This window comes from Streptomyces sp. NBC_01341 (genome assembly GCF_035946055.1).
GTDB lineage: Bacteria > Actinomycetota > Actinomycetes > Streptomycetales > Streptomycetaceae > Streptomyces.
Genome location: NZ_CP108364.1, coordinates 5,401,413 through 5,423,346, shown reverse-complemented (window position 1 = coordinate 5,423,346; position 21,934 = coordinate 5,401,413). Strand labels below are relative to the sequence as shown.

At 69.6% G+C, this 21,934-nt stretch carries 20 protein-coding genes; 8 read left to right on the top strand and 12 right to left on the bottom strand.

The genetic code is table 11. The annotated features are described in order from the left end of the window. Nucleotides 1-42: 42 nt before the first annotated feature. Nucleotides 43-663 (bottom strand): aa3-type cytochrome oxidase subunit III, encoded by a 621-nt coding sequence (gene ctaE, locus OG206_RS23820; RefSeq protein WP_327119360.1) that lies wholly within the window; start codon nucleotides 661-663, stop codon nucleotides 43-45. Between the two features lie 187 nt (nucleotides 664-850). On the opposite strand from ctaE, the gene OG206_RS23815 reads away from it, so the two are divergent. Further along, nucleotides 851-1,252 carry a hypothetical protein gene (locus OG206_RS23815; protein WP_327119358.1) on the top strand — a complete coding sequence of 134 codons (402 nt, stop codon included), beginning with the start codon at nucleotides 851-853 and terminating at the stop codon, nucleotides 1,250-1,252. Nucleotides 1,253-1,329: 77 nt separating this feature from the next. Here the strand turns inward: OG206_RS23815 and OG206_RS23810 are convergent, their stop codons facing one another. The 4 genes from OG206_RS23810 to ctaC all read right to left on the bottom strand — a co-directional run bounded on the left by OG206_RS23810 (nucleotide 1,330) and on the right by ctaC (nucleotide 5,805). Next, entirely contained in the window at nucleotides 1,330-2,583 is a 1,254-nt protein-coding gene (locus OG206_RS23810) for a L,D-transpeptidase (RefSeq protein WP_327119356.1), read from the bottom strand. 125 nt (nucleotides 2,584-2,708) lie between these two features. Then, on the bottom strand, nucleotides 2,709-3,107 hold the full coding sequence (locus tag OG206_RS23805; protein ID WP_327119354.1) for a cytochrome c oxidase subunit 4: 399 nt from the start codon (nucleotides 3,105-3,107) through the stop codon (nucleotides 2,709-2,711). Beyond that, on the bottom strand, nucleotides 3,104-4,840 hold the full coding sequence (gene ctaD / locus OG206_RS23800) for an aa3-type cytochrome oxidase subunit I (RefSeq protein ID WP_327119353.1): 1,737 nt from the start codon (nucleotides 4,838-4,840) through the stop codon (nucleotides 3,104-3,106). Before ctaD ends, OG206_RS23805 begins: the two co-directional genes overlap by 4 nt. After that, the gene (ctaC, locus tag OG206_RS23795) at nucleotides 4,837-5,805 is read right to left on the bottom strand and encodes an aa3-type cytochrome oxidase subunit II (RefSeq protein WP_327119352.1); all 969 of its coding nucleotides are present in this window, start codon (nucleotides 5,803-5,805) and stop codon (nucleotides 4,837-4,839) included. Before ctaC ends, ctaD begins: the two co-directional genes overlap by 4 nt. Before the next feature lie 271 nt (nucleotides 5,806-6,076). Between ctaC and OG206_RS23790 the strand changes: the two genes are divergently transcribed. Further along, nucleotides 6,077-7,459, top strand: coding sequence for a cysteine desulfurase/sulfurtransferase TusA family protein (locus OG206_RS23790; protein WP_327119351.1), 1,383 nt, complete (start codon nucleotides 6,077-6,079; stop codon nucleotides 7,457-7,459). A gap of 17 nt (nucleotides 7,460-7,476) precedes the next feature. Here the strand turns inward: OG206_RS23790 and OG206_RS23785 are convergent, their stop codons facing one another. Then, nucleotides 7,477-8,451, bottom strand: coding sequence for a carbohydrate kinase family protein (locus OG206_RS23785; RefSeq protein ID WP_327119349.1), 975 nt, complete (start codon nucleotides 8,449-8,451; stop codon nucleotides 7,477-7,479). Between the two features lie 160 nt (nucleotides 8,452-8,611). Here OG206_RS23785 and OG206_RS23780 point away from each other — a divergent pair, with 160 nt between their 5' ends. Then, a complete protein-coding gene (locus OG206_RS23780) occupies nucleotides 8,612-8,809 on the top strand; it encodes a hypothetical protein (RefSeq protein WP_327119347.1) in 198 nt (65 codons plus the stop codon). Nucleotides 8,810-8,976: 167 nt separating this feature from the next. Beyond that, nucleotides 8,977-10,416, top strand: coding sequence for a hypothetical protein (locus tag OG206_RS23775; protein ID WP_327119345.1), 1,440 nt, complete (start codon nucleotides 8,977-8,979; stop codon nucleotides 10,414-10,416). A 101-nt stretch (nucleotides 10,417-10,517) separates the two neighbouring features. On the opposite strand, the gene OG206_RS23770 is transcribed toward OG206_RS23775, so the two are convergent. Further along, a complete protein-coding gene (locus OG206_RS23770) occupies nucleotides 10,518-10,874 on the bottom strand; it encodes a HesB/IscA family protein (protein WP_327119342.1) in 357 nt (118 codons plus the stop codon). Between the two features lie 218 nt (nucleotides 10,875-11,092). On the opposite strand from OG206_RS23770, the gene nadA reads away from it, so the two are divergent. Beyond that, nucleotides 11,093-12,280, top strand: coding sequence for a quinolinate synthase NadA (nadA, locus tag OG206_RS23765; protein ID WP_327119339.1), 1,188 nt, complete (start codon nucleotides 11,093-11,095; stop codon nucleotides 12,278-12,280). Between the two features lie 140 nt (nucleotides 12,281-12,420). Here nadA and OG206_RS23760 read toward each other — a convergent pair whose 3' ends face one another. The 5 genes from OG206_RS23760 to OG206_RS23740 all read right to left on the bottom strand — a co-directional run bounded on the left by OG206_RS23760 (nucleotide 12,421) and on the right by OG206_RS23740 (nucleotide 19,030). Then, nucleotides 12,421-15,576 (bottom strand): efflux RND transporter permease subunit, encoded by a 3,156-nt coding sequence (locus tag OG206_RS23760; protein WP_327119337.1) that lies wholly within the window; start codon nucleotides 15,574-15,576, stop codon nucleotides 12,421-12,423. A 241-nt stretch (nucleotides 15,577-15,817) separates the two neighbouring features. Then, nucleotides 15,818-16,510, bottom strand: coding sequence for a response regulator transcription factor (locus tag OG206_RS23755; protein ID WP_327119335.1), 693 nt, complete (start codon nucleotides 16,508-16,510; stop codon nucleotides 15,818-15,820). Beyond that, nucleotides 16,507-17,775: a histidine kinase gene (locus OG206_RS23750; protein WP_327119332.1), complete on the bottom strand. Its 1,269-nt coding sequence runs from the start codon at nucleotides 17,773-17,775 to the stop codon at nucleotides 16,507-16,509. The genes OG206_RS23755 and OG206_RS23750 overlap by 4 nt, the downstream gene beginning before the upstream one ends. A 183-nt stretch (nucleotides 17,776-17,958) precedes the next feature. Next, a complete protein-coding gene (pspAA, locus tag OG206_RS23745) occupies nucleotides 17,959-18,237 on the bottom strand; it encodes a PspA-associated protein PspAA (protein WP_327119330.1) in 279 nt (92 codons plus the stop codon). Between the two features lie 10 nt (nucleotides 18,238-18,247). Further along, the gene (locus tag OG206_RS23740; protein ID WP_327119328.1) at nucleotides 18,248-19,030 is read right to left on the bottom strand and encodes a PspA/IM30 family protein; all 783 of its coding nucleotides are present in this window, start codon (nucleotides 19,028-19,030) and stop codon (nucleotides 18,248-18,250) included. A gap of 297 nt (nucleotides 19,031-19,327) precedes the next feature. Here OG206_RS23740 and OG206_RS23735 point away from each other — a divergent pair, with 297 nt between their 5' ends. The 3 genes from OG206_RS23735 (at nucleotide 19,328) to OG206_RS23725 (ending at nucleotide 21,869) form a co-directional block, all read left to right on the top strand. Then, complete coding sequence (locus tag OG206_RS23735) at nucleotides 19,328-19,927, top strand: DUF3043 domain-containing protein (RefSeq protein ID WP_327119326.1); 600 nt, start codon at nucleotides 19,328-19,330, stop codon at nucleotides 19,925-19,927. Nucleotides 19,928-19,986: 59 nt separating this feature from the next. Next, nucleotides 19,987-20,721, top strand: coding sequence for a class I SAM-dependent methyltransferase (locus OG206_RS23730; protein ID WP_327122381.1), 735 nt, complete (start codon nucleotides 19,987-19,989; stop codon nucleotides 20,719-20,721). 74 nt (nucleotides 20,722-20,795) lie between these two features. Next, nucleotides 20,796-21,869, top strand: coding sequence for a S1C family serine protease (locus OG206_RS23725; protein WP_327119324.1), 1,074 nt, complete (start codon nucleotides 20,796-20,798; stop codon nucleotides 21,867-21,869). Nucleotides 21,870-21,934: the final 65 nt, after the last annotated feature.

The window sequence follows — 21,934 nt, the reverse complement described above, 5'->3', positions numbered from 1 at the left end:
GTCAGGATCTTCTGCGTCGATGGTGGGTGGGCGCGAGCCCGGTTACTTGATCATGTAGATCGTGGCGAACAGGCCGATCCAGACGACATCGACGAAGTGCCAGTAGTAGGACACGACGATGGCGGCTGTGGCCTGTTCGTGGGTGAATCTCGAGGCCGCGTACGTCCTGCCCAGGACGAGCAGGAAGGCGATGAGGCCGCCTGTCACATGCAGACCGTGGAAGCCGGTCGTCAGGTAGAACACCGAACCGTACGGGTCGGAGGACAGGGAGAGCCCGTCCTTCTTGACCAGCTCGGTGTACTCGAAGACCTGGCCTCCGATGAAGATCGCACCCATCACGAACGTGATCATGAACCAGGTGCGGAGCTTCTTCACATCGCCCCGCTCCGCGGCGAAGACGCCGAGCTGGCAGGTGAGAGAGGAAAGCACCAGGATCGTGGTGTTCGTCGCCGAGAACGGGAAGTTCAGATGGTCGGCCATCTCCTTCCAGTGATCGGGTCCCAGCACCGATCGCAGGGTGAAGTACATCGCGAAGAGGGCCGCGAAGAACATCAGCTCGGAACTCAACCAGATGATGGTTCCGACGCTGGTGAGGTTCGGTCGATTGACCGACGGGTGCGCGTGCCCGGTTTCTACTGTCGTTGCTGTCGCCACGACCGACATTATGTCGGTCGCTTATCCCGCCCTCACTCCCGGGGGTGCCGTTCGGTGTGTCAGTGGCGTGTGTCCTCACCGAACGGCCCATCGAATCGCTGTCTTTACCGGTGCTGACAGGCTGTCGGCCGGAGTACGATCCGCCCATCGGTTCATGCCCCGAGAGCCCCGAAGACACAGACGTCACGGAGGAACAATGCAGCCGACCGCCACGGTCCTGGTCTACAGCGACGACGCCAACACGCGCGAGCAGGTGAGGCTGGCAGCCGGGCGCAGGCCCGCGGCGGACGTGCCGCCGGTGGAGTTCCTGGAGTGCGCCACCCTCCCCGCCGTGCTGAGCGCGCTCGACAAGGGCGGGATCGACGTCTGCGTACTGGACGGCGAGACCGCGCCCGCGGGCGGCATGGGTGTCTGCAGGCAGATCAAGGACGAGATCTTCGACTGCCCGCCGGTGCTGCTGCTGATCGGGCGCCCGCAGGACGCCTGGCTGGCCACCTGGAGCCGTGCCGACGCCGCTGTGACGCTTCCGGTGGACCCGGTCGGCTTCGCGGACGCCCTCGCGTCCGTCCTGCGGCAACGGCTGTCCGTGGGGGCCTGAGGGGCGCGGCGCGGCGGAGGGGCCCCGATCCCCTCCGCGGTGGTCTCCCGGGGCGCGAAGGCGCACTCCGGGCCCGGTCAGACCTGGGGGCGCAGGCGCGCCGTCCGGACATCGGTACCGGCGTCCGGCGAGCCGCTGCGCAGGGCGCTGCCCTTCTGCCAGGCGTCCCAGTCCAGGTTCCAGTCGCCGAAGCCGTTGTCGAACGGCGTCATGGTCTCGCCGTCGCTGCCGACGACCTTGACCACGTCACCCTCACGCACGGTCTCGAAGAACCATTCGGCGTTGGCCGTGCTCATTCCGGTGCAGCCGTGGCTGACGTTGGCGCTGCCCTGCGAACCCGTCGACCAAGGCGCGGCGTGGACGTACTCACCGCTCCAGGTGACCCGTGTCGCCCAGTAGACCGGCAGGTCGTAGGACTCCGAGGAGCCGGCGGCGATGCCGATGCTCTCACCGCGCATGCGTACGAACTGCTCCTTGGCCAGCACGACCTTGACGCCGTTGCGCGTGTCGAAGCCGGGCTTGCCCGTGGTGACCGGGATGGTGTTGATCACTTCACCGTTGCGCAGGACCGTCATCGAGTGGTCCGACGCGTCGGTGATGGCTTCTATCCGGTCGCCGGTCTTGAGTTTCAGGGCCTTGGCGTCACCCCCGTACAGGGCGTTGCCCACTTTTATGCCCTTGAGGTTGCTGCGCAGGTCGATGGTGGCGCCGGCGGGCCAGTACTCCTGGGGGCGGTAGTGCAGGGTCTTGTCGTCGACCCAGTACCAGGAGCCGGTGACGGCGGGTGAGGACCGGACCTGCAGCCCTCGCTCGACGGTGGCCCGGCCCGCCCGGTCGGCGACCGGAGCGCTGAGTTCCGCCGTGAGGGGCTGTCCGACCCCGTAGGTGCCCGCCTGCGGGCCGAACGTGACCTTCAGGAACTTCTTGGCCGAGGTCGTGCCGAACGTGTACGTACGGCTGCCGGGGGCGCCGTCCTCGTTCTCGGTCGAGACCTTGACGGTGTATCGGGTCCCGGCGGCCAGCGAGGTGGTGGAGTGCCACCGCTTGCCGTCGGCGTCGAGCTCTCCCGCCAGATGGCGGCCCTCGGTGTCGACGGCCGTCACGTCCGTGATGGTCACGTCGTCGTCCTTGACGGTGAACTCGAGGGGCTTGTCGGGGTCGGCCTTCTTGCTGCCGGATGGGCCGTTGAAGGAGACGAGATCGGCTGCGTCGTAGGGCTTCAGCGAGAGCGGATGACCGTCGGGCTCTCCACAGGCGGTCGCACCCGCTACCAGGGTGACGACCAGCAGGGAGCAGCTCACTACGGGGCGGATGCGCGGCGTGTGGTTCATGAACCCACGCTAAGAAGATTCATCCGATCCAGCGCGTTCAGTGACTGCAAACGGGGGCCCGGCCCGCTCATTGCTGAGCGGACCGGGCCCCCGTACGGGTGCTGCGTGTTCCTGGGCGGCGTGTCCTACTGGGTGCGGTTCTCGCCCCGGTAGTACTCGAACACCCAGCCGAACAGGCCGATCAGGAGCAGCGGAGCCGCGAAGTAGGCGAGCCACCAGCCGAAGACGACTCCCATGAAGAGGAAGGCGCCTCCGATGGCCAGCGAGAGCGGCTGCCAGCTGTGCGGCGAGAAGAAGCCCACCTCACCCGCCTCGTCCGCGACATCGGCCTCCTTGTTGTCCTGGGCCATCGCGTCTACCCGGTTGGCCGTGAAGGCCAGGTAGAAGCCGATCATCAGGGTGAGCCCGAAGGCCAGGAACAGCGCGGTGGTACCGACCGGCTCCTTGGACCACACGCCGTACGTGATGGCGATGGCCAGCATGAAGAGGCTCAGCCAGAGGAAGAGCTTGCCCTGGATCTTCACTTGCCGTCCTCCTTGCCGCCGGCGAGGACCTTGTCACCCTCGGACAGGTGATCCAGGTGCTCGAGCGCCGCGATCTCCGGGTGGTGCAGGTCGAACGCCGGGGATTCGGACCGGATCCGCGGCAGGCTGATGAAGTTGTGCCGCGGGGGCGGGCTGGACGTAGCCCATTCGAGCGAACGGCCGTAGCCCCAGGGGTCGTCGACCTCGACCTTCTTGCCGTACTTGGCGGTCTTCCAGACGTTGTAGAAGAACGGAAGGAGCGACAGGCCGAGGACGAACGAGGAGATCGTCGAGATCGTGTTCAGGGCGGTGAAGCCTTCGACGTCGAGGTAGTCCGCGTAACGACGCGCCATACCCTCCGCGCCGAGCCAGTGCTGCACCAGGAAGGTGCCGTGGAAGCCGATGAACAGCGTCCAGAAGGTCATCTTGCCGAGCCGCTCGTCCAGCATCTTGCCGGTGAACTTCGGCCACCAGAAGTGGAAGCCGGCGAACATCGCGAAGACCACGGTGCCGAAGACGACGTAGTGGAAGTGCGCGACGACGAAGTACGAGTCGGAGATGTGGAAGTCCAGCGGCGGCGAGGCCAGGATGACACCCGTCAGACCACCGAAGGCGAAGGTGATCAGGAAGCCGACGGACCAGAGCATCGGTGTCTCGAAGGACAACGACCCCTTCCACATCGTGCCGATCCAGTTGAAGAACTTCACACCGGTCGGCACCGCGATGAGGAAGGTCATGAAGGAGAAGAACGGCAACAGCACACCGCCCGTGACGTACATGTGGTGGGCCCACACCGTCACGGAAAGGCCGGCAATGGCGATCGTCGCGCTGATCAGGCCGACATAACCGAACATCGGTTTGCGGCTGAATACCGGAATGATCTCCGAAATGATTCCGAAGAACGGCAGCGCGATGATGTACACCTCTGGATGGCCGAAGAACCAGAAGAGGTGTTGCCAGAGCAATGCGCCACCGTTCGACGCATCGAAGATATGTGCGCCGAATTTACGGTCCACCTCCAGCGCGAAGAGCGCGGCGGCCAGGACCGGGAAGGCCAGCAGGACCAGAACACCGGTCAGCAGGACGTTCCACACGAAGATCGGCATACGGAACATCGTCATGCCGGGGGCGCGCATGCAGATGATCGTGGTGATGAAGTTGACCGAGCCGAGGATCGTGCCGAACCCGGAGAAGGCCAGACCCATGATCCACATGTCGGCGCCGACGCCCGGCGAGCGGACCGCGTCCGACAGCGGGGAGTAGGCGAACCAGCCGAAGTCCGCCGCACCCTGCGGGGTGAGGAAGCCGGCCACCGCGATGAGCGAGCCGAAGAGGTACAGCCAGTACGCGAACATGTTCAGCCGCGGGAACGCCACGTCGGGCGCGCCGATCTGCAGCGGCATGATCCAGTTCGCGAATCCGGCGAACAGCGGCGTCGCGAACATCAGCAGCATGATCGTGCCGTGCATCGTGAACGCCTGGTTGAACTGCTCGTTCGACATGATCTGCGTACCGGGGCGGGCCAGCTCGGCGCGCATGAAGAGCGCCAGAAGGCCACCGATGACGAAGAACGCGAACGATGTGACCAGGTACATCGTGCCGATCGTCTTGTGGTCAGTGGTGGTCAGCCACTTGACGACGACACTTCCCGGCTGCTTGCGCCGTACCGGCAGCTCGTCCTCGAACGAGGCGTCTGCCGCCGCGGCACCCTGGGATTCGTTGAGGATGCTCACAGTTTGTTCGTCTCCGCATTCCTGGCCGGGTCCGTCTGCTCGATGCCTGCCGGCACGTAGCCCGTCTGACCCTTCTCCGCCAGCTCCTTGAGGTGCTGCTGGTAACGCTCGGGAGAGACGATCTTGACGTTGAAGAGCATCCGGGAGTGGTCGACGCCGCAGAGCTCGGCGCACTTACCCATGTAGGTGCCCTCCCTGCTCGGCGTGACCTCGAAGGAGTTGGTGTGGCCCGGAATGACGTCCTGCTTCATGAGGAACGGCACCACCCAGAAGGAGTGGATGACGTCCCGCGAAGTCAGAACGAAGCGGACCTTCTCGCCCTTCGGCAGCCACAGGGTCGGACCCGGGTTGCCGTTCTGCGGGTTCCTCGTGCCGGGGACGCCCACGTCGTAGACGCCACCGGCGCCCTTCGGGAAGTCCTCGCGGAACCTGTCGGGGATGGCGTCGAGTTCCTTCGGGACCTCGTTACCGGCGGAGGGCTGCCCCTCCACCTTCTCGATGTAGTTGAAGCCCCAGCTCCACTGGTAGCCGACCACGTTGATCGTGTGGGTCGTCTTCGGGCTGAGCTCGAGGAGCTTCGATTCATCGCGCGCGGTGAAGTAGAAGAACACCGAGACGATGATGAGGGGGACCACTGTGTACAGCGCCTCGATAGGCATGTTGTACCTGGTCTGGTGCGGTACCTCCACCTTGGTCCTGCTACGCCGGTGGAAGATGACGCTCCACAGGATCAGCCCCCAGACGAGGACACCCGTGGCGAGCGCTGCCGCCCACGAGCCCTGCCAGAGGGAGAGGATCCGTGGGGCCTCTTCCGTTACCGGGGTGGGCATACCGAGGCGGGGGAAATCCTCCCAGTTGTATGAACAACCGGAGGCCGTCGCCAGGACCAGGCCCGCAGTCAGCACCTGCGGCAGCTTCCGCCGCATCGGGCGCCGCGACGAGCGGTCGGAGCCGTTGGGACTCACGTAGCGCCTTCCCGAGAGTCTCGCCCGCACGGTCGGCGCGCCCGTCTCACTTGGTCGGTCGCCGCCCCTGACGCGGGCAGGGGTTTGGATGTTTATGCGGACCAAACCCTACTGGACGCTATTTGGGGTCGCGCGGGGAGGGTGCCCAACGCGCCGCCCGACACCCCGAAGGGGTGGAATCCGCGCGTCCGGCCACCATCTGACGCCCCCTCTTCCTCCGGACGGGGCACCCGTCACCCGGGGAAGCCCTCCCGCGGACTAGCGTGACGGCGTGCCCTACTTCGACGCGGCTTCCTCCGCTCCCCTGCATCCCGTCGCCCGCCAGGCCCTGCTTGCCTCCCTGGACGAGGGCTGGGCGGATCCCGCGCGGCTCTACCGCGAGGGACGGCGGGCCACGCTGCTGCTGGACGCGGCCCGGGAGACCGCCGCGGAGGCGGTCGGCTGCCGGCCTGACGAGCTGGTGTTCACCTCTTCGGGCACCCGGGCGGTGCACTCGGGGACGGCCGGAGCACTTTCCGGCCGTCGGCGTGTCGGCCGCCATATGGTCCTGTCCGCCGTAGAGCACTCCTCGGTGCTGCACGCGGCGGCGGCGCTGGGGGCGGCCGGCGGTTCGTTCACCGAGGTGGCGGTGGACCGGACCGGGGCGGTGGACCCGGCGGCGTACGGCCGGGCGCTTCGTGCGGACACCGCGCTGGCCTGCCTGCAGTCCGCCAACCACGAGGTGGGGACCGAGCAGCCGGTGGCGGAGACCGCCGAGATCTGTGCCGAGGCCGGTGTGCCGCTGCTGGTGGACGCCGCCCAGTCCCTGGGCTGGGGACCGGTGGCCGGCCGCTGGTCGCTGCTGACCGCGAGCGCCCACAAGTGGGGCGGGCCGGCCGGTGTCGGACTGCTCGCCGTGCGCAAGGGTGTCCGCTTCGCACCTCAAGGCCCGGCCGACGAGCGGGAGTCGGGGCGGGCCGCCGGCTTCGAGAACATCCCGGCGATCGTGGCGGCCGCGGCCTCGCTGCGGGCGGTGCGTGCGGAGGCCGCGGCCGAGTCCGTCCGGCTGCGCGCGCTGGTGGACCGTGTCCGGGCGGCGGTGGCCGGCCTGGTGCCCGACGTGGAGGTGGTCGGCGATCCGGAACGGCGGTTGCCGCACCTGGTCACCTTCTCCTGTCTCTATGTCGACGGGGAGACACTGCTCCACGAGCTGGATCGCGCCGGATTCTCCGTTTCATCGGGTTCGTCCTGCACGAGCAGCACGCTGACGCCCAGCCATGTCCTCAAGGCGATGGGGGTGCTCACGGAAGGGAACGTGCGCGTGTCGCTGCCCGCCGGAACCACCGGGGACGAGGTCGAACGCTTCCTCGGCGTCCTGCCGGGTGTGGTGGCCGAGGTGCGGGCGAAACTCGGCGCGCCCGCCTCACCGGCCCCCTCCCCCTCCCCCCGGGACTCACTCGTGGTCGACGCGCTGGGCCGGCGCTGCCCGATTCCGGTCATCGAACTCGCAAAGGTGATCGGAGAGGTACCCGTCGGCGGCACGGTGACGGTGCTCGCCGACGACGAGGCGGCCCGGCTCGACATCCCTGCCTGGTGCGAGATGCGCGAACAGGAGTACGTGGGTGAGGAGCCCGCGGACCGCGGCTCGGCCTATGTGGTCCGCCGGCTCCTCTGATCCGGGTGGCGCGGGGGTCAGGAGAGGTGCTTGCGGACCTCGGAGGCCGCCTCGTCGCCGTAGGCCTTGGTGAACCGGTCCATGAAGTGGGTGCGGCGCAGGGTGTACTCCTGGGTGCCGACCGTCTCGATGACCAGGGTCGCGAGCATGCAGCCGACCTGGGCGGCGCGCTCCAGGCCCACACCCCAGGCGAGGCCGGAGAGGAAACCGGCACGGAACGCGTCACCGACGCCGGTCGGGTCCGCCTTGCGCTCCTCCTCGGCGCAGCCGACCTCGATGGGGTCCTGGGCGGCCCGCTCGATCCGGACGCCGCGGGCACCGAGGGTGGTGACGCGGTGGCCGACCCTGGACAGGATCTCCTCGTCGGTCCACCCCGTCTTGGACTCGATGAGTCCCTTCTCGTACTCGTTGGAGAAGAGGTACGTGGCGCCGTCGAGGAGGATCCGGATCTCCTCGCCGTCCATACGGGCGATCTGCTGGGAGAAGTCGGCGGCGAACGGGATCGCGCGTGAGCGGCACTCCTCCGTGTGGCGGAGCATCGCCTCGGGGTCGTCGGCACCGATGGAGACGAGGTCGAGGCCGCCCACGCGGTCGGCGACGCTCTTGAGCTCGATCAGCCGGGCCTCGCTCATCGCGCCCGTGTAGAAGGAGCCGATCTGGTTGTGGTCGGAGTCCGTCGTGCAGACGAAGCGCGCCGTGTGCAGGACCTCGGAGATCCGGATGGACTCGGTGTCGACGCCGTGCCGGTCGAGCCATGCCCGGTAGTCGTCGAAGTCCGCCCCGGCAGCACCGACCAGGATCGGCTGTGTACCGAGCACACCCATACCGAACGCGATGTTGGCGCCGACACCACCGCGGCGCACGTCGAGGTTGTCGACCAGGAAGGAGAGCGAGACCGTGTGCAGCTGATCGGCGACCAGCTGGTCCGCGAATCGGCCGGGGAAGGTCATGAGGTGGTCTGTGGCGATGGAGCCTGTGACTGCAATGCGCACGGGGAGGCTGCTCCTGCGGAAGGCGGGGGGAGCGCGTGAGCGCACCCTCCGGGACGGCGTGACAGTTCACGCTACCCGGTGACGCCATGGTGCCTGAAAGGGCAAAACTACCCGATAGTAGGTCTTTCTACCTGGGGTCCACCCTGCGTACGGTGCGTTTATGTCGAACACGATCGTTTCGCGTGAGTCCGAGATGACCCTGGCCGAGCTGCGCGGTGACTGCGCGCGTATGGCACCGCACTGGGTCGTGCCGGAGAGGACCGCCGTGCAGCCGGTGGAACCGTCCCGCATCCACGGGGTCACGGTGCCGCCGTCCTCCGCCCGGCTGATCGACGGCATGTCCGACTACGGGGACTGATCCCGGCCCCGCACGGTTGCTCCGCACAGCGGTGCGCGGCCCTCGGCGCGGTTCCACGGCGTACGCGGTGGAACCGCGCGCTTCCCTGCCCCGTCCCATCGGTGCCCTCCGGCCCCGGAGGGCGTACGAGGTGCCAGTGACGGCCAGGCAGCCGAAGGAGCGATCCGGTGAGCAACGGGCGACCCGAGAATGACGTGACCGGTACCCGGCGGCGGCGCTCGCCGCTCGCCGTGACCACGGTGGCGGCGGCTGTGCTGCTGACCGGAGGTGGAGCGGCCTACTGGGCCTCGAACGCGTCGGGTGAAGGCGGCGCGGACGCCGGCCCCGCGGCCGCCGGCGACGCCACTCCCCCGCTGCTGGCGCTGGACCACGCGGACGGCCCGACCGGACCGCCACCGGGGATCGCGCCCGGTGAGCCGGACCCGCACGGTGGCGGGGTCGTCTACCGCGCCACGGGCGAACTGCCCGAGGGCCCCTCCTCGGCGGCCGTCCGGCGCGCCGGGGGCACCGTCACCGCGGCCGAGGTGGCACGGCTGGCCGAGGCCCTCGGGGTGCCGGGCGCGCCGCGCCCCGACGGCGCCGCGTGGAAGGTGGGCAGCGACGGCGACGGGTCGGGCCCGGTGCTGCGCGTCATCAAGCAGGCACCCGGCACCTGGACCTTCGCCCGCTACGCCCCGGGCGGGCCCGACGCCTGCGAGTCCGCGCGGACCTGCGCGAAGAAGGATCCCGCGCCGCAGTCCGGCTCCCCGGTCGACGAGAAGACCGCGAGGGCCGCGGCCGTCCCCGTACTGAAGGCCGTGGGGCAGGACGACGCCTCGCTCGACGCCCGGCAGCTGATGGGATCGGTGCGGGTCGTGAACGCCGATCCGGTGGTGGGCGGGCTGCCGACATACGGCTGGTCGACCGGGATCCAGGTGGGCGCGGGCGGCGAGGTCGTCGGAGGCAGCGGGCACCTCAAGGCGCTGGAGAAGAGCGACAGCTATCCGGTGATCGGCGCGGACGAGGCGCTGGAGCAGATGAACGCGGAGAGCCGTCGGGCGGCGAAGGGCGGCGCGGGCGACTGCGCGACCCCGGTACCGCTGGAGGACGGCTCCACACCGACGGCCGAATGCGGTGCGCCGGGCGCCCCGGAGCCCGCCACGGCGGAGGTCGACGAGGCCGAGTTCGGGCTCTCCGCGCAGTACGCGGACGGGGAGCAGATCCTCGTACCCTCGTGGCTCTTCTCCGTACGGTCCGACGGGGGCGGACCCGCACACACCGTCGTCCGCGTAGCGGTCCACCCGGACCACCTGACCCCGCGGAGCACCCCGCCCGCCCCGGAGCCGACGAAGGACCCCGGAGCACGGAACAGGGCGATCACGTCGTACAGCGCGGACGGCAGGACGCTGGAGGTCACCTTCTGGGGCGGCGTGTGCAGTACCTACGCGGCACGCGCCACGGAGAGCGGCTCGGCGGTCCGGGTCACGGTCACCGAATCGGTGCGGGAGCCGGGGAAGGCCTGCGTCATGATCGCCAAGGAGCTGACCCGGAAGGTGACGCTGGACACACCCCTGGGCGAGCGCACCGTGGTCGACGCGGAATCGGGCGCGAGGGTGCCTCGCGCCTGACACCGGGCACGCACATGACGACGGCGGCGCCCCCCGGTCCAGGGGGCGCCGCCGTCGTACGTCTCAGGCTTCAGCCGGATGGTGCTGCGGCTGAATCGCGCTTAGCTGAAGGAGTCACCGCAGGCGCAGGAACCCGTAGCGTTCGGGTTGTCGATCGTGAAGCCCTGCTTCTCGATGGTGTCCACGAAGTCGACGGACGCGCCGCCCAGGTACGGGGCGCTCATCCGGTCGGTGACGACCTTGACGCCGCCGAAGTCCTTCACGACGTCGCCGTCGAGCGAACGCTCGTCGAAGAAGAGCTGGTACCGCAGGCCCGAGCAGCCGCCGGGCTGGACGGCGACGCGCAGCGCCAGGTCGTCCCGGCCCTCCTGCTCCAGCAGGGTCTTGACCTTGGATGCGGCGGCGTCGGACAGGAGGATGCCGTCGCTCACGGTGGTGGTCTCGTCCGATACGGACATCTGCTTCTCTCCCGGGTTGTACGGACTGCTTGCCGACGGTCCAACCATCGGGGCCTCGGATTCATTCCGGGCCGGGCGTGTCTGTTCCCTTCATGCTCGCACACCGCACCGGCGGGCGGATGCGTCACATCGACGCTATCGGCATCGTCAAACTGACGCGAAGCGGTTATGATAGATAACGTCAATTAGACGAAAAGGCGCTCCGCAGAAAAGAGAAGGTGCGTGTCGTGACCACCGCCCAGCCCCTGGATGTCCAGCCGACCCCGCTCGCCCTCCTGCTGCTCGGCCGCGAGGCCGACCCGCGGAGCGAGCGCGGGGTCGAATGCCCCGGCGACCTGCCCTCACCGTCCGACCCGGACCTGGTGGAGCGGGCCCGCGCGGCCAAGGAGAAGCTCGGGGACAAGGTGTTCATCCTCGGCCACCACTACCAGCGCGACGAGGTCATCCAGTTCGCGGACGTCACCGGCGACTCCTTCAAACTCGCCCGCGACGCCGCCGGCAGGCCCGACGCGGAGTACATCGTCTTCTGCGGCGTGCACTTCATGGCGGAGTCCGCGGACATCCTCACCGGCGACGACCAGAAGGTCGTCCTGCCCGACCTGGCGGCGGGCTGCTCCATGGCCGACATGGCCACCGCCGAGCAGGTCGCCGAGTGCTGGGACGTGCTGACCGAGGCGGGGGTCGCCGACCGGGTCGTGCCGGTCTCGTACATGAACTCGTCCGCCGACATCAAGGCCTTCACGGGCAAGCACGGCGGCACGATCTGCACCTCGTCGAACGCGAAGCGTGCACTGGAGTGGGCCTTCGAGCAGGGTGACAAGGTGCTCTTCCTGCCGGACCAGCACCTGGGCCGCAACACCGCCGTCCGGGACATGGGGATGAGTCTGGAGGACTGCGTCCTCTACAACCCGCACAAGCCGAACGGCGGACTGACCGCCGAGCAGCTGCGCGACGCGAAGATGATCCTGTGGCGCGGGCACTGCTCGGTGCACGGCCGCTTCTCGGTGCAGTCCGTCGAGGACGTACGGGAGCGGATCCCGGGCGTCAACGTGCTGGTGCACCCGGAGTGCAAGCACGAGGTCGTGGCGGCCGCGGACTACGTGGGCTCGACGGAGTACATCATCAAGGCCCTGGAGGCCGCTCCGGCCGGTTCCAAGTGGGCCATCGGTACGGAACTGAACCTGGTGCAGCGGCTGGCGAATCGTTTCGCCGCCGAGGACAAGGAGATCGTCTTCCTCGACAGGACGGTCTGCTTCTGCTCGACGATGAACCGGATCGACCTGCCGCACCTGGTGTGGACCCTGGAGTCGCTGGCCGAGGGGAACCTGGTCAACCGCATCCAGGTCGACGAGGAGACCGAGAAGTTCGCGAAGCTGGCGCTGGAGCGGATGCTGGCGCTTCCGTAGGGCGCGGCCCCCTTCTTCACAACGGAGGGCGAACGCGGCCGTCGGCGCGCACGAGAGAGCCCCTGGCACCGTCCGGACGGACGGTGCCAGGGGCTCTCTCTTCTTCACCGCGAAACGCTTCCACACGAAGCGCCGGCCCGTCAGGCCTTCGCGGGCTCCGGCTCCTCGGCGGAGACCTCCTGCGGCGCCTCCGCGGCCGCCGTACCGGACTTCGCCTCGCGCTTGTCGGCCTTCTTCTTCGCGCGGCGCTCCTTGCGGAGCTCCACCACCGCGTAGAGCGTCGGCACCAGGAGCAGCGTCAGCAGCGTGGAGGTGATCAGACCACCGATCACCACGACCGCCAGCGGCTGCGAGATGAAGCCGCCCTCTCCGGTCACGCCGAGCGCCATCGGGAGCAGCGCGAAGATCGTCGCCAGTGCCGTCATCAGGATCGGGCGCAGACGGTGACGACCGCCCTCCACGACCGCCTCGACGACGCCCATGCCCTGCGACCTGTACTGGTTGATCAGGTCGATGAGCACGATCGCGTTGGTCACCACGATGCCGATCAGCATCAGCATGCCGATCATCGCCGGCACACCCATCGGGGTGCCCGTGAGGACCAGCAGGCCGATGGCTCCGGTCGCGGCGAACGGGATGGAGACCAGCAGGATCAGCGGCTGGATCAGCGACCGGAAGGTGGCCACCAGCAGCATGAAGACGATCGCGATGGCCGCCAGCATGGCCAGCCCCAGCTTCACGAAGGCGTCGCCCTGGTCCTGCGTGACACCGCCGATGGTCGCGGTGGCGCCCTCCGGGAGGTCCAGTCCGTCGATCCTGCTCTGGAGCGAGGCGCTGACCGCGCCGGTGTTGTCACCGGTCGGCTTGGCGGTGATCGTCGCCGCGCGCTGACCGTCGATCCGGGTCATGGACACCGGGCCGGGGACCAGTTCGACGTCGGCGATGTCGCCGAGCTTCACGGGGCCGAGGGGCAGCGCCTTCAGCTCGGCCATGGTGGTGGCCGGACGCGAGGACTTCACGACGACGTCGCGCTCGGCGTCATCCATGATCGCCTTGCCGGACGGGGTGCCCTGCACCGCACCCGCGACCACTCCGCCCAGCGTGGTCTGGTCGAATCCGGCGTCCGCCGCCCTGTCGTTGGCCTTGACCGAGATGCGCGGCACGCTCTGCGCCAGGTCGCTCTGGACGTCGGTGACGTCCTTCAGCTTCGCGACCTCTCCCCGGACCGCTTCGGACGCCTTCTTCAGGACGTCCGCGTCGGCGGCCTTGACCACGACGCTCAGGTCCTGACTGCCGAACCCGTCGCCCGCCGCGATCGTGGTGTCGCCGATGCCGTCGAGCTTGCCGAGGGCCTCGTCGATCCGCTCCTGCGTGGCGTCGAAGTCCGCCGAGTCCTTGAGGGTGATCTGGTAGGAGGCCTGGTTGGCGCCCGTACCGCCGCCGAAGGCCGCCATGAAGCCGGAGGAACCGACGGTGACCTGGTAGTCCTCGACGCCCTTGTCGGCGGCGAGGACCTTCTCGACCTTCCGCGCGGCCTCGTCCGCCGCCTCCAGGCTGGTGCCGGGAGTCAGCTCCTGCTTGATGGAGAGGACCTCCTGCTCGCCCTGGTCGAAGAAGTTCGTCTTCAGGAGCGGCGCCATGCCGAAGGTGCCGAACAGGACCGCGAAGGCGATGAGGACGCTGGTGACGCGGCGCCGGGTGGCGAAGCGCAGGACGGGGACGTAGATCCGCTGGAGCCGGCTCGCGGCTTCCTTCTCCTCGGCCTTGCGGCGCGCTTCGTCCGGGTCGGCGTCGGTGCCCTTGGGGGGCCGCAGGAACCAGTACGAAAGGACCGGTACGACGGTCAGCGAGACCAGCAGTGAAGCCAGCAGCGCCGCCGTCACGGTGAGGGAGAACGAGCCGAAGAGCTGGCCGACCATACCGCCGACCAGCCCGATGGGCAGGAAGACGGCGACGGTGGTGAGCGTGGACGCGGTGACCGCGCCGGCCACCTCCCGGACGGCGGCGATGATCGCCGACTGCCGCTCCTCGCCGTAACCGAGGTGGCGCTTGATGTTCTCCAGGACCACGATCGAGTCGTCGACGACGCGGCCGATCGCGATGGTCAGCGCCCCGAGCGTGAGCATGTTCAGCGACAGGTCACGGGTCCAGAGCACGATCAGCGCCAGAACCACGGACAGTGGGATGGAGACAGCGGTGACCAGCGTCGAACGGATCGACGCGAGGAAGACCAGGATCACGACGACCGCGAAGATCAGGCCGAGCCCGCCCTCGGTGGTGAGACCGGAGATCGCCTTGGAGACGGCGGGCCCCTGGTCGGACACGACGGTCAGCTCGGCGGAGGCGCCGAGGTCCTTGCGCAGGTCCGGGAGCTTGTCCTGGACGGCGTCCGAGATGGCGACGGCGCTGCCGTCCTTGTCCATCGTCGCCATGACGGCGAGGCTCGGCTTGCCGTTCGTACGCGTGATGGAGACAGCGGTGGCGGGCTCCTCCTTCACCGTGGCGATGTCGCCGACGCGGACGGCCTTGCCGCCCTTGCCCGCGTCCTTGCCGGCCGGCGGGATCCTCAGGTCCTCGATCTGCTGGAGCGAGGAGAAGGAACCGCCGACCTGGATGGTGCGGCTCTTGCCCGACTCGGAGAACGAACCGGCCGGGACGGTGGCGCCGCCCGCCTGGAGTGCCTGGGCCAGCGAGCCGGCGTTCAGACCGGCCGCGGCGAGCTTCCGGTCGTCCGGGACCACGGAGACCTGGAGGTCCTGCACGCCGTCGACCGTCACCTGGCCCACGCCGTCGATGTCCTCGAGCGCCGGGACGACGGTACGGTCGAGCTGGTCGGCCAGCGCCTGCTGGTCCTTGTCGGAGGTGACCGCGAGGACGACGGTCGGGATGTCGTCGGTCGAGCCGGCGATGACCTGCGGGTCGACGTCGTCGGGCAGCTGGATGCGGGCGCGGTTCACGGCCTGCTGGATGTCGGCGACGAGCTGCTTCGTGCCGTCGTCACCGAAGTCGAACGTCGCCATGATGACGGCGTTGCCCTCGCTGGCCGTCGAGGTGATGCCCTCGACGCCGTCGACGGTCTTGATGGAGTTCTCGAGGGGCTCGACGACCTGCTTCTCGACCACGTCGGGAGACGCACCCTGGTAGGGCGCCAGCACCGACACCATCGGGAGTTCGATGGTGGGCAGCAGCTGCTGCTTGAGCTGCGGGATCGCGATGGCTCCGAAGACGAGCGCGACGATCGAGATCAGCCCGATCAGGGCCCGTTGCGCGAGGCTGAATCTGGACAGCCAGGACATGGGTGGGTCTCTCTTCTGTGGCGTACGCGGCAGTTGGGCGGCTGTTCGGTGACACGACGGGGACACGACAGGGGACACGACGGGTGACACAGCAGGGGACACAGCCCGCCCACCTATACGATCGCCGGTCCCGCGCGCGAAAACGTCGGCCCCCGGGTTGCTTTCTTATCCCGCGCATACCGCGCCTGGAGTACGCCGCCTCCACCTTTCGCTCCACCCGGGAGCAGGCCGCCTCCACCCCTCACTCCACCCTGGGGCGCACCAGACCCGATTCGTACGCGATGACGACCAACTGGGCGCGGTCGCGCGCACCCAGCTTGGCCATCGCCCGGTTGACGTGCGTCTTCACGGTGAGCGGGCTGACGGCGAGGCGCTCGGCGATCTGGTCGTTGGAGTGGCCGCCGGCGACCAGCACGAGGACCTCACGCTCGCGTTGGGTGAGGGCCGCGAGGCGCGCGGAGTACTCCGCCGCGTCGGGTCCCTCGCCCACGGTGCCGCCCTGGGCCAGGAAGGTGGCGATGAGGCCCTTCGTCGCGGCCGGGGAGAGCAGTGCCTCGCCGGCCGCGGCGAGGCGGATGGCGTTCAGCAGCTCGTCCGGCTCCGCACCCTTGCCGAGGAACCCGGAGGCGCCGGCCCGCAGGGACTGCACCACGTAGTCGTCCACCTCGAAGGTGGTGAGCATGACGATCCGTACGCCTGCCAGGTCGGGGTCGGCGCTGATCATCCGGGTGGCGGCGAGTCCGTCGGTGCCCGGCATCCGGATGTCCATCAGCACGACGTCGGCGAGGGTCGAGCGGGCCAGGGAGACGGCCTCGGCACCGTCCGCGGCCTCACCCACGACCCGCATGTCCGGCTCGGAGTCCACCAGCACCCGGAACGCGCTGCGGAGCAGCGCCTGGTCGTCGGCCAGCAGCACCTTGATAGGCGTCGTCATGCGGATCCCCCCGTCGTCTCCGCGGTGACCGGCCCCTCCGGCGCACGTGTGCGGGACATGACGGGCAGGATCGCATGGACCCGGAAACCGCCCCCGTAACGGGGGCCGGCCGTCAGTGTGCCGCCGAGGGCGGTGACCCGCTCGCGCATGCCGATCAGGCCGTGGCCACCGCCGTCGGAGGAGGTTGCCGGGCCCGGCGCCGCGCCTCTCCCGTTGTCGAGCACGGTGATCTCCGCGGTCTCCCCGACGCGGACGACGCTGACCTCGGCCTTCGCTTCTCCCCCCGCGTGCTTGCGCACGTTGGTCAGGGCCTCCTGGATGATCCGGTACGCGGCGAGGTCGACGGCGGCCGGCAGCGGGCTGTCCCGGTCGGCGCAGGCCACCTCGACGGGCAGCCCCGCGTTGCGGAAGGTGTCGACCAGGGCGTCGAGGACCGCGAGCCCGGGAGCGGGTTCGGTCGGCGCCTCCGGATCGCCGGACTGGCGCAGGAGCCCGACGGTGGCCCGGAGCTCGTTGAGCGCGGAGCGGCTGGCCTCCCGTACGTGGGCGAGTGCCTCCTTCGCCTGGTCGGGGCGCTTGTCCATGACGTGGGCGGCCACCCCGGCCTGCACGTTGACCAGGGCGATGTGGTGGGCGACGACGTCGTGCAGGTCCCGGGCGATCCGCAGGCGCTCCTCGGCGACCCTGCGGCGGGCCTCCTCCTCGCGGGTGCGTTCCGCGCGCTCGGCCCGCTCCCTGATCGCGTCGATGAACGCCCGCCGGCTGCGCACCGCGTCCCCGGCGGCGCCTGCCAGGCCGGTCCAGGCGAGGACGCCGACGTTCTCCTGGCTGTACCAGGGGGTGCTGCCGACGACCATGGCGGTCACGGTCAGCACCCCCATGGTCAGCAGACCGACCCGCCAGGTGGTGGGCCGGTCGGTGCGGGACGCGACGGTGAACAGGGCGATGACCGTGCTCATCACGACGGGGGCGGGCGGGTCCATCAGGACGAACTCGACGGCGGACAGCAGTCCCGTCACGGCGAGCACGGCCATGGGCCTGCGCCGGCGCAGCACGAGCGCACCGGCGGCGAGCACCATCAGCAGCACACTGGACGGTTCCGGGGTGCGGGCGCCGAAGATGGGCTCGTGGCCCGGGTTCGGCTCGGCGAACGACACGCAGATCATGCAGGCGAGCACGGCCGCGGCCAGCCCTCGGTCGAAGGCGAGGGGATGGCCGCGAAGCCAGCGGCGGGGCCGCACGAAGCCGGTTCCGAGGGGGGTCACGCCGAGCAACGGTACGGCGTGTCGTCGACGCCGCGGTCCGTGACGTGTCAGGACGCCGTCACAGCACCGGGGCGGGTCCGCCGCCGGAACGCCGCTCGAGGAGGCGCACCGGCAGCACGCCGCCCCGCCCCGGAGGGACCGGAGCGGGGCGGCGTGAGGAGTGCGGCGGAGAGGTGGCCCCGTTCAGCCGGGGATGAGCCCGTCGTCGCGGAGCATGGAGCGCACCTCTTCGAGGGTGGCGTCGGGTGCCGGAAGGATCAGTTCGGACGGCTCCAGGGAGTCGTCGGGGAGCGGCGAGCCGAGCTCGCGCACCTTGTCCAGGAGCGCGTGGAGCGTGGTCCGGAAGCCCGGTCCGTCACCGCTCTCCATCTCCCCGAGGAGTATGTCGTCGAGCTCGTTCAGCTCGGCGATGTGACTGTCGGCCAGGCTGACCTGGCCCTCCCCCATGATCCGTACGATCATGACGCCACCCTCACTGCTTGTCGAACTTGTGCGGGGACTGCTGCGACTGCGGTTCCGCGTCCTGCGTGCCGCCCTCGATGGCCTGCTGCTCTCCGGCGGAGCCGCCGGCCAGCTCGGCCTTCATGCGCTGCAGCTCCAGCTCCACATCCGTACCACCGGAGATCCGGTCCAGCTCGGCGGCGATGTCGTCCTTCGCCGTGCCGGACGAGTCGTCGAGTGCGCCCGATGCCAGCAGCTCGTCGATGGCCCCCGCACGCGCCTGCAGCTGCTGGGTCTTGTCCTCGGCCCGCTGGATCGCGAGGCCGACGTCGCCCATCTCCTCGGAGATGCCCGAGAAGGCCTCGCCGATCCGGGTCTGGGCCTGGGCGGCGGTGTAGGTGGCCTTGATGGTCTCCTTCTTCGTGCGGAAGGCGTCGACCTTGGCCTGCAGGCGCTGGGCCGCGAGAGTGAGTTTCTCCTCCTCGCCCTGCAGTGTCTGGTGCTGCGTCTCGAGGTCGGAGACCTGCTGCTGGAGGGCGGCGCGCCGGGACAGCGCCTCGCGGGCCAGGTCCTCGCGACCGAGCGCGAGCGCCTTGCGGCCCTGGTCCTCCAGCTTGGACGACTGACCCTGCAGCTGGTTCAGCTGCAGCTCCAGCCGCTTGCGCGAGGTCGCCACATCGGCGACGCCGCGGCGTACCTTCTGCAGCAGTTCGAGCTGCTTCTGGTACGAGTAATCGAGGGTCTCGCGCGGATCCTCGGCCCGGTCAAGGGCCTTGTTTGCCTTCGCGCGGAAGATCATTCCCATACGCTTCATGACACCGCTCATGGGCTTCGCGCGCCCCCTTCTGACGGACTGAGCTCCAGCACTCCAACAGAACCCACAGTACGGGCCCTGTCTCCATTACCGCACTGTTCGAGCACGGATGTGCTCCTCCCCAAGGACGACTGCCGCCGGTGACCGCTCCCGCCCAGGGAGTAGACGAAGATCAGGGAAAGTCGCGGCAACAGTCCGTTCTGCCCCTGTCACGCCACTTTTCGGGACGCGGGCCGTTGCCGGATCGTTCCCGGCCGGTCCCCGGTTGTCCCGGGCGACCCCTTACCCTTGGGTTTTGTGTTCCGTAGCCGTTCCAAGGAAGAGAAGGCCCCCACCGACAAGGTGACGGCGGACCTCTCCAAGCAGCCCCGCGACCCCCAGGCTCCCAAAGGTCGCCCCACCCCCCGGCGCAGCGACGCCCAGACGCAGCGGCGGCGTGCCTCCAGTAGTGCGCCGACGGACCGCAAGGAGGCCGCCAAGCGCCAGCGCGAAGCCCGCCGCTCCGACATGGCCCGGCAGCGCGAGGCGCTCGCCTCGGGCGACGAGCGCTACCTGCCGGCCCGCGACAAGGGCCCGGTGCGGCGCTACGTCCGTGACTTCGTGGACTCGCGCTTCTGCATCGCGGAGTGGTTCCTCCCTCTCGCGGTGATCATCCTGATCCTCAGCGTGATCCAGGTGCAGAACATCCAGAACATCTCGCTGCTGCTCTGGCTCGGCGTGATCGTGCTGATCGTCGTCGACTCCATCGGTCTCGGATTCCGGCTCAAGAGGCAGCTCGCGCAGCGCTTCCCGGACACCCCGAAGCGCGGCGCGGTGGCCTACGGGTTGATGCGGACGCTGCAGATGCGCCGTCTTCGTCTGCCCAAGCCGCAGGCCAAGCGGGGAGAGCGACCCTGAGCACGGAGACCTCCGGCTTCACGGGGGTGTCCTCCCGGTGGCTGGAAGGGCTCGGTGGACTGCGCAACACGGTCCGCCAGGAGCTCGTCGCCCGGCAGCTCGACGAGCAGATAGCCGGGCGCTTCCCCGTGGGGCAGCGGCTGCGGGTGCTCGACGTCGGCATGGGCCAGGGCACCCAGGCCCTGCGCCTCGCGCGGGCCGGCCATTCCGTGACGGGCCTCGAGTCCGACGCCGAGATGCTGAGGTCCGCGCGGGAGTCCCTCGCGGGCGAGCCCGAAGGCATCCGGGAGCGGGTGCGCCTCATCGAGGGGGACGGCCGCGACACCGGGGTGCACTTCCTGCCCGGCAGTTTCGACGTGGTCCTCTGCCACGGCGTGCTGATGTATGTCTCCGAGCCCGATCCGATGCTGGCCGGCCTGGCCCGGATGCTGGCACCCGGCGGCCTCCTCTCGCTGCTCGTGCGCAACGCGGACGCTCTGGCGATGCGGCCCGGGACCGCGGGCGACTTCGGCGCGGCTCTCGCGGCGTTCGACACGGACACCTACACGAACAGGCTCGGCCTCGAGGTCCGGGCCGACCGGCTCGGGATCCTGCGGAACACGCTCGCCGGCATCGCCGCGCCGCTGCACGCCTGGTACGGCGTGCGCGTCTTCACGGACAACGTGGACAACGCGGCGGAGCTGCCCGGCCCCGAGGAGCTGGCGCGGGTGTTCGCCGCCGAGGACCGCGCGGGGCGCACCGACCCGTACCGCGGGGTCGCCGCCCTGCTGCACCTGTGCGGGGTACGCGGCTGAACCGGGCCGGGACGTACGCCTGATCGGCCCACCAGCGCAGGGCACCGGCTTGGCGGCCTGGCCATACTCCGGGCATGGACGCATCGCCGTGCCGAAGCCGTGTACGCCGTTCCCTCATGCCGTCGGCCGCCGCAGTGTGCGCGGTCGTCCTGGCGGGGGGCTGTGCGGGGCCCGGCTCCGCCCCGGCGGCGGCTCCGGCACAGCAGGGAGTGGTGTCGCGGGCGGCCGGCGACCTCGAGGACCAGTACCAGGCGGTCATCAAGGACGTGCTGCCCTCCGTGGTGCAGATCGCCGCCGGTGACGGGCTCGGCTCGGGCATCGTCTACGACGACAAGGGCCACATCGTCACGAACGCGCACGTCGTGGGCAGCGAGAAGACCTTCGCCGTCAGTGTCGCGACCGGTGAGAAGGAGCTGAAGGCCACCCTGGTCTCCTCCTACCCGGAGCAGGACCTGGCGGTCGTCAAGCTCGACGACGTGCCCGCGGGACTGCGCGCCGCGCGCTTCGGCGACACCGACACGGTCGAGGTGGGGCAGATCGTCCTGGCGATGGGTTCCCCGCTCGGCCTGTCCAGCAGCGTCACCCAGGGCATCGTCTCGGCCGTGGGCCGGACCGTCAGTGAGAGCACCTCCGGCGGCGGCACGGGGGCGACCCTGGCCGACATGGTGCAGACGTCGGCGGCCATCAACCCCGGCAACAGTGGCGGCGCGCTGGTGAACCTGGACAGCGAGGTGATCGGCATCCCGACCCTCGCGGCGACGGATCCCCAGCTGGGCGACAGCGCGGCACCGGGGATCGGTTTCGCGATCCCCGTCTCCATGGTCCGCACGGTCGCCGACCAGATCATCAAGTCCGGCAAGGTCACCGACTCGGGCCGGGCGGCGCTGAACATCACGGGACGCACCGTCGTCGACGACGAGTACCGGCCGGCGGGCGTCGCGATCGTCAGCGTCCAGAAGGGCGGCGGGGCCGCCGACGCGGGTCTGCGCGTCGGGGACGTCATCACCCGGATCGGCGACGACCGGGTCACCACCATCACCTCGCTCTCGGAGGCGCTGGCGGGTGACAAGCCGGGCGAGAAGGTCACCGTGGCGTACACCCGGGGGGACGCGAAGAAGACGGTCCAGGTCACCCTGGGCGAGATCTAGGGTCTTCCGTTCGGATCAGGCTGGATCAGGGAGCGGGAACCCCGCACCGTCCGGCGGTGACCCGC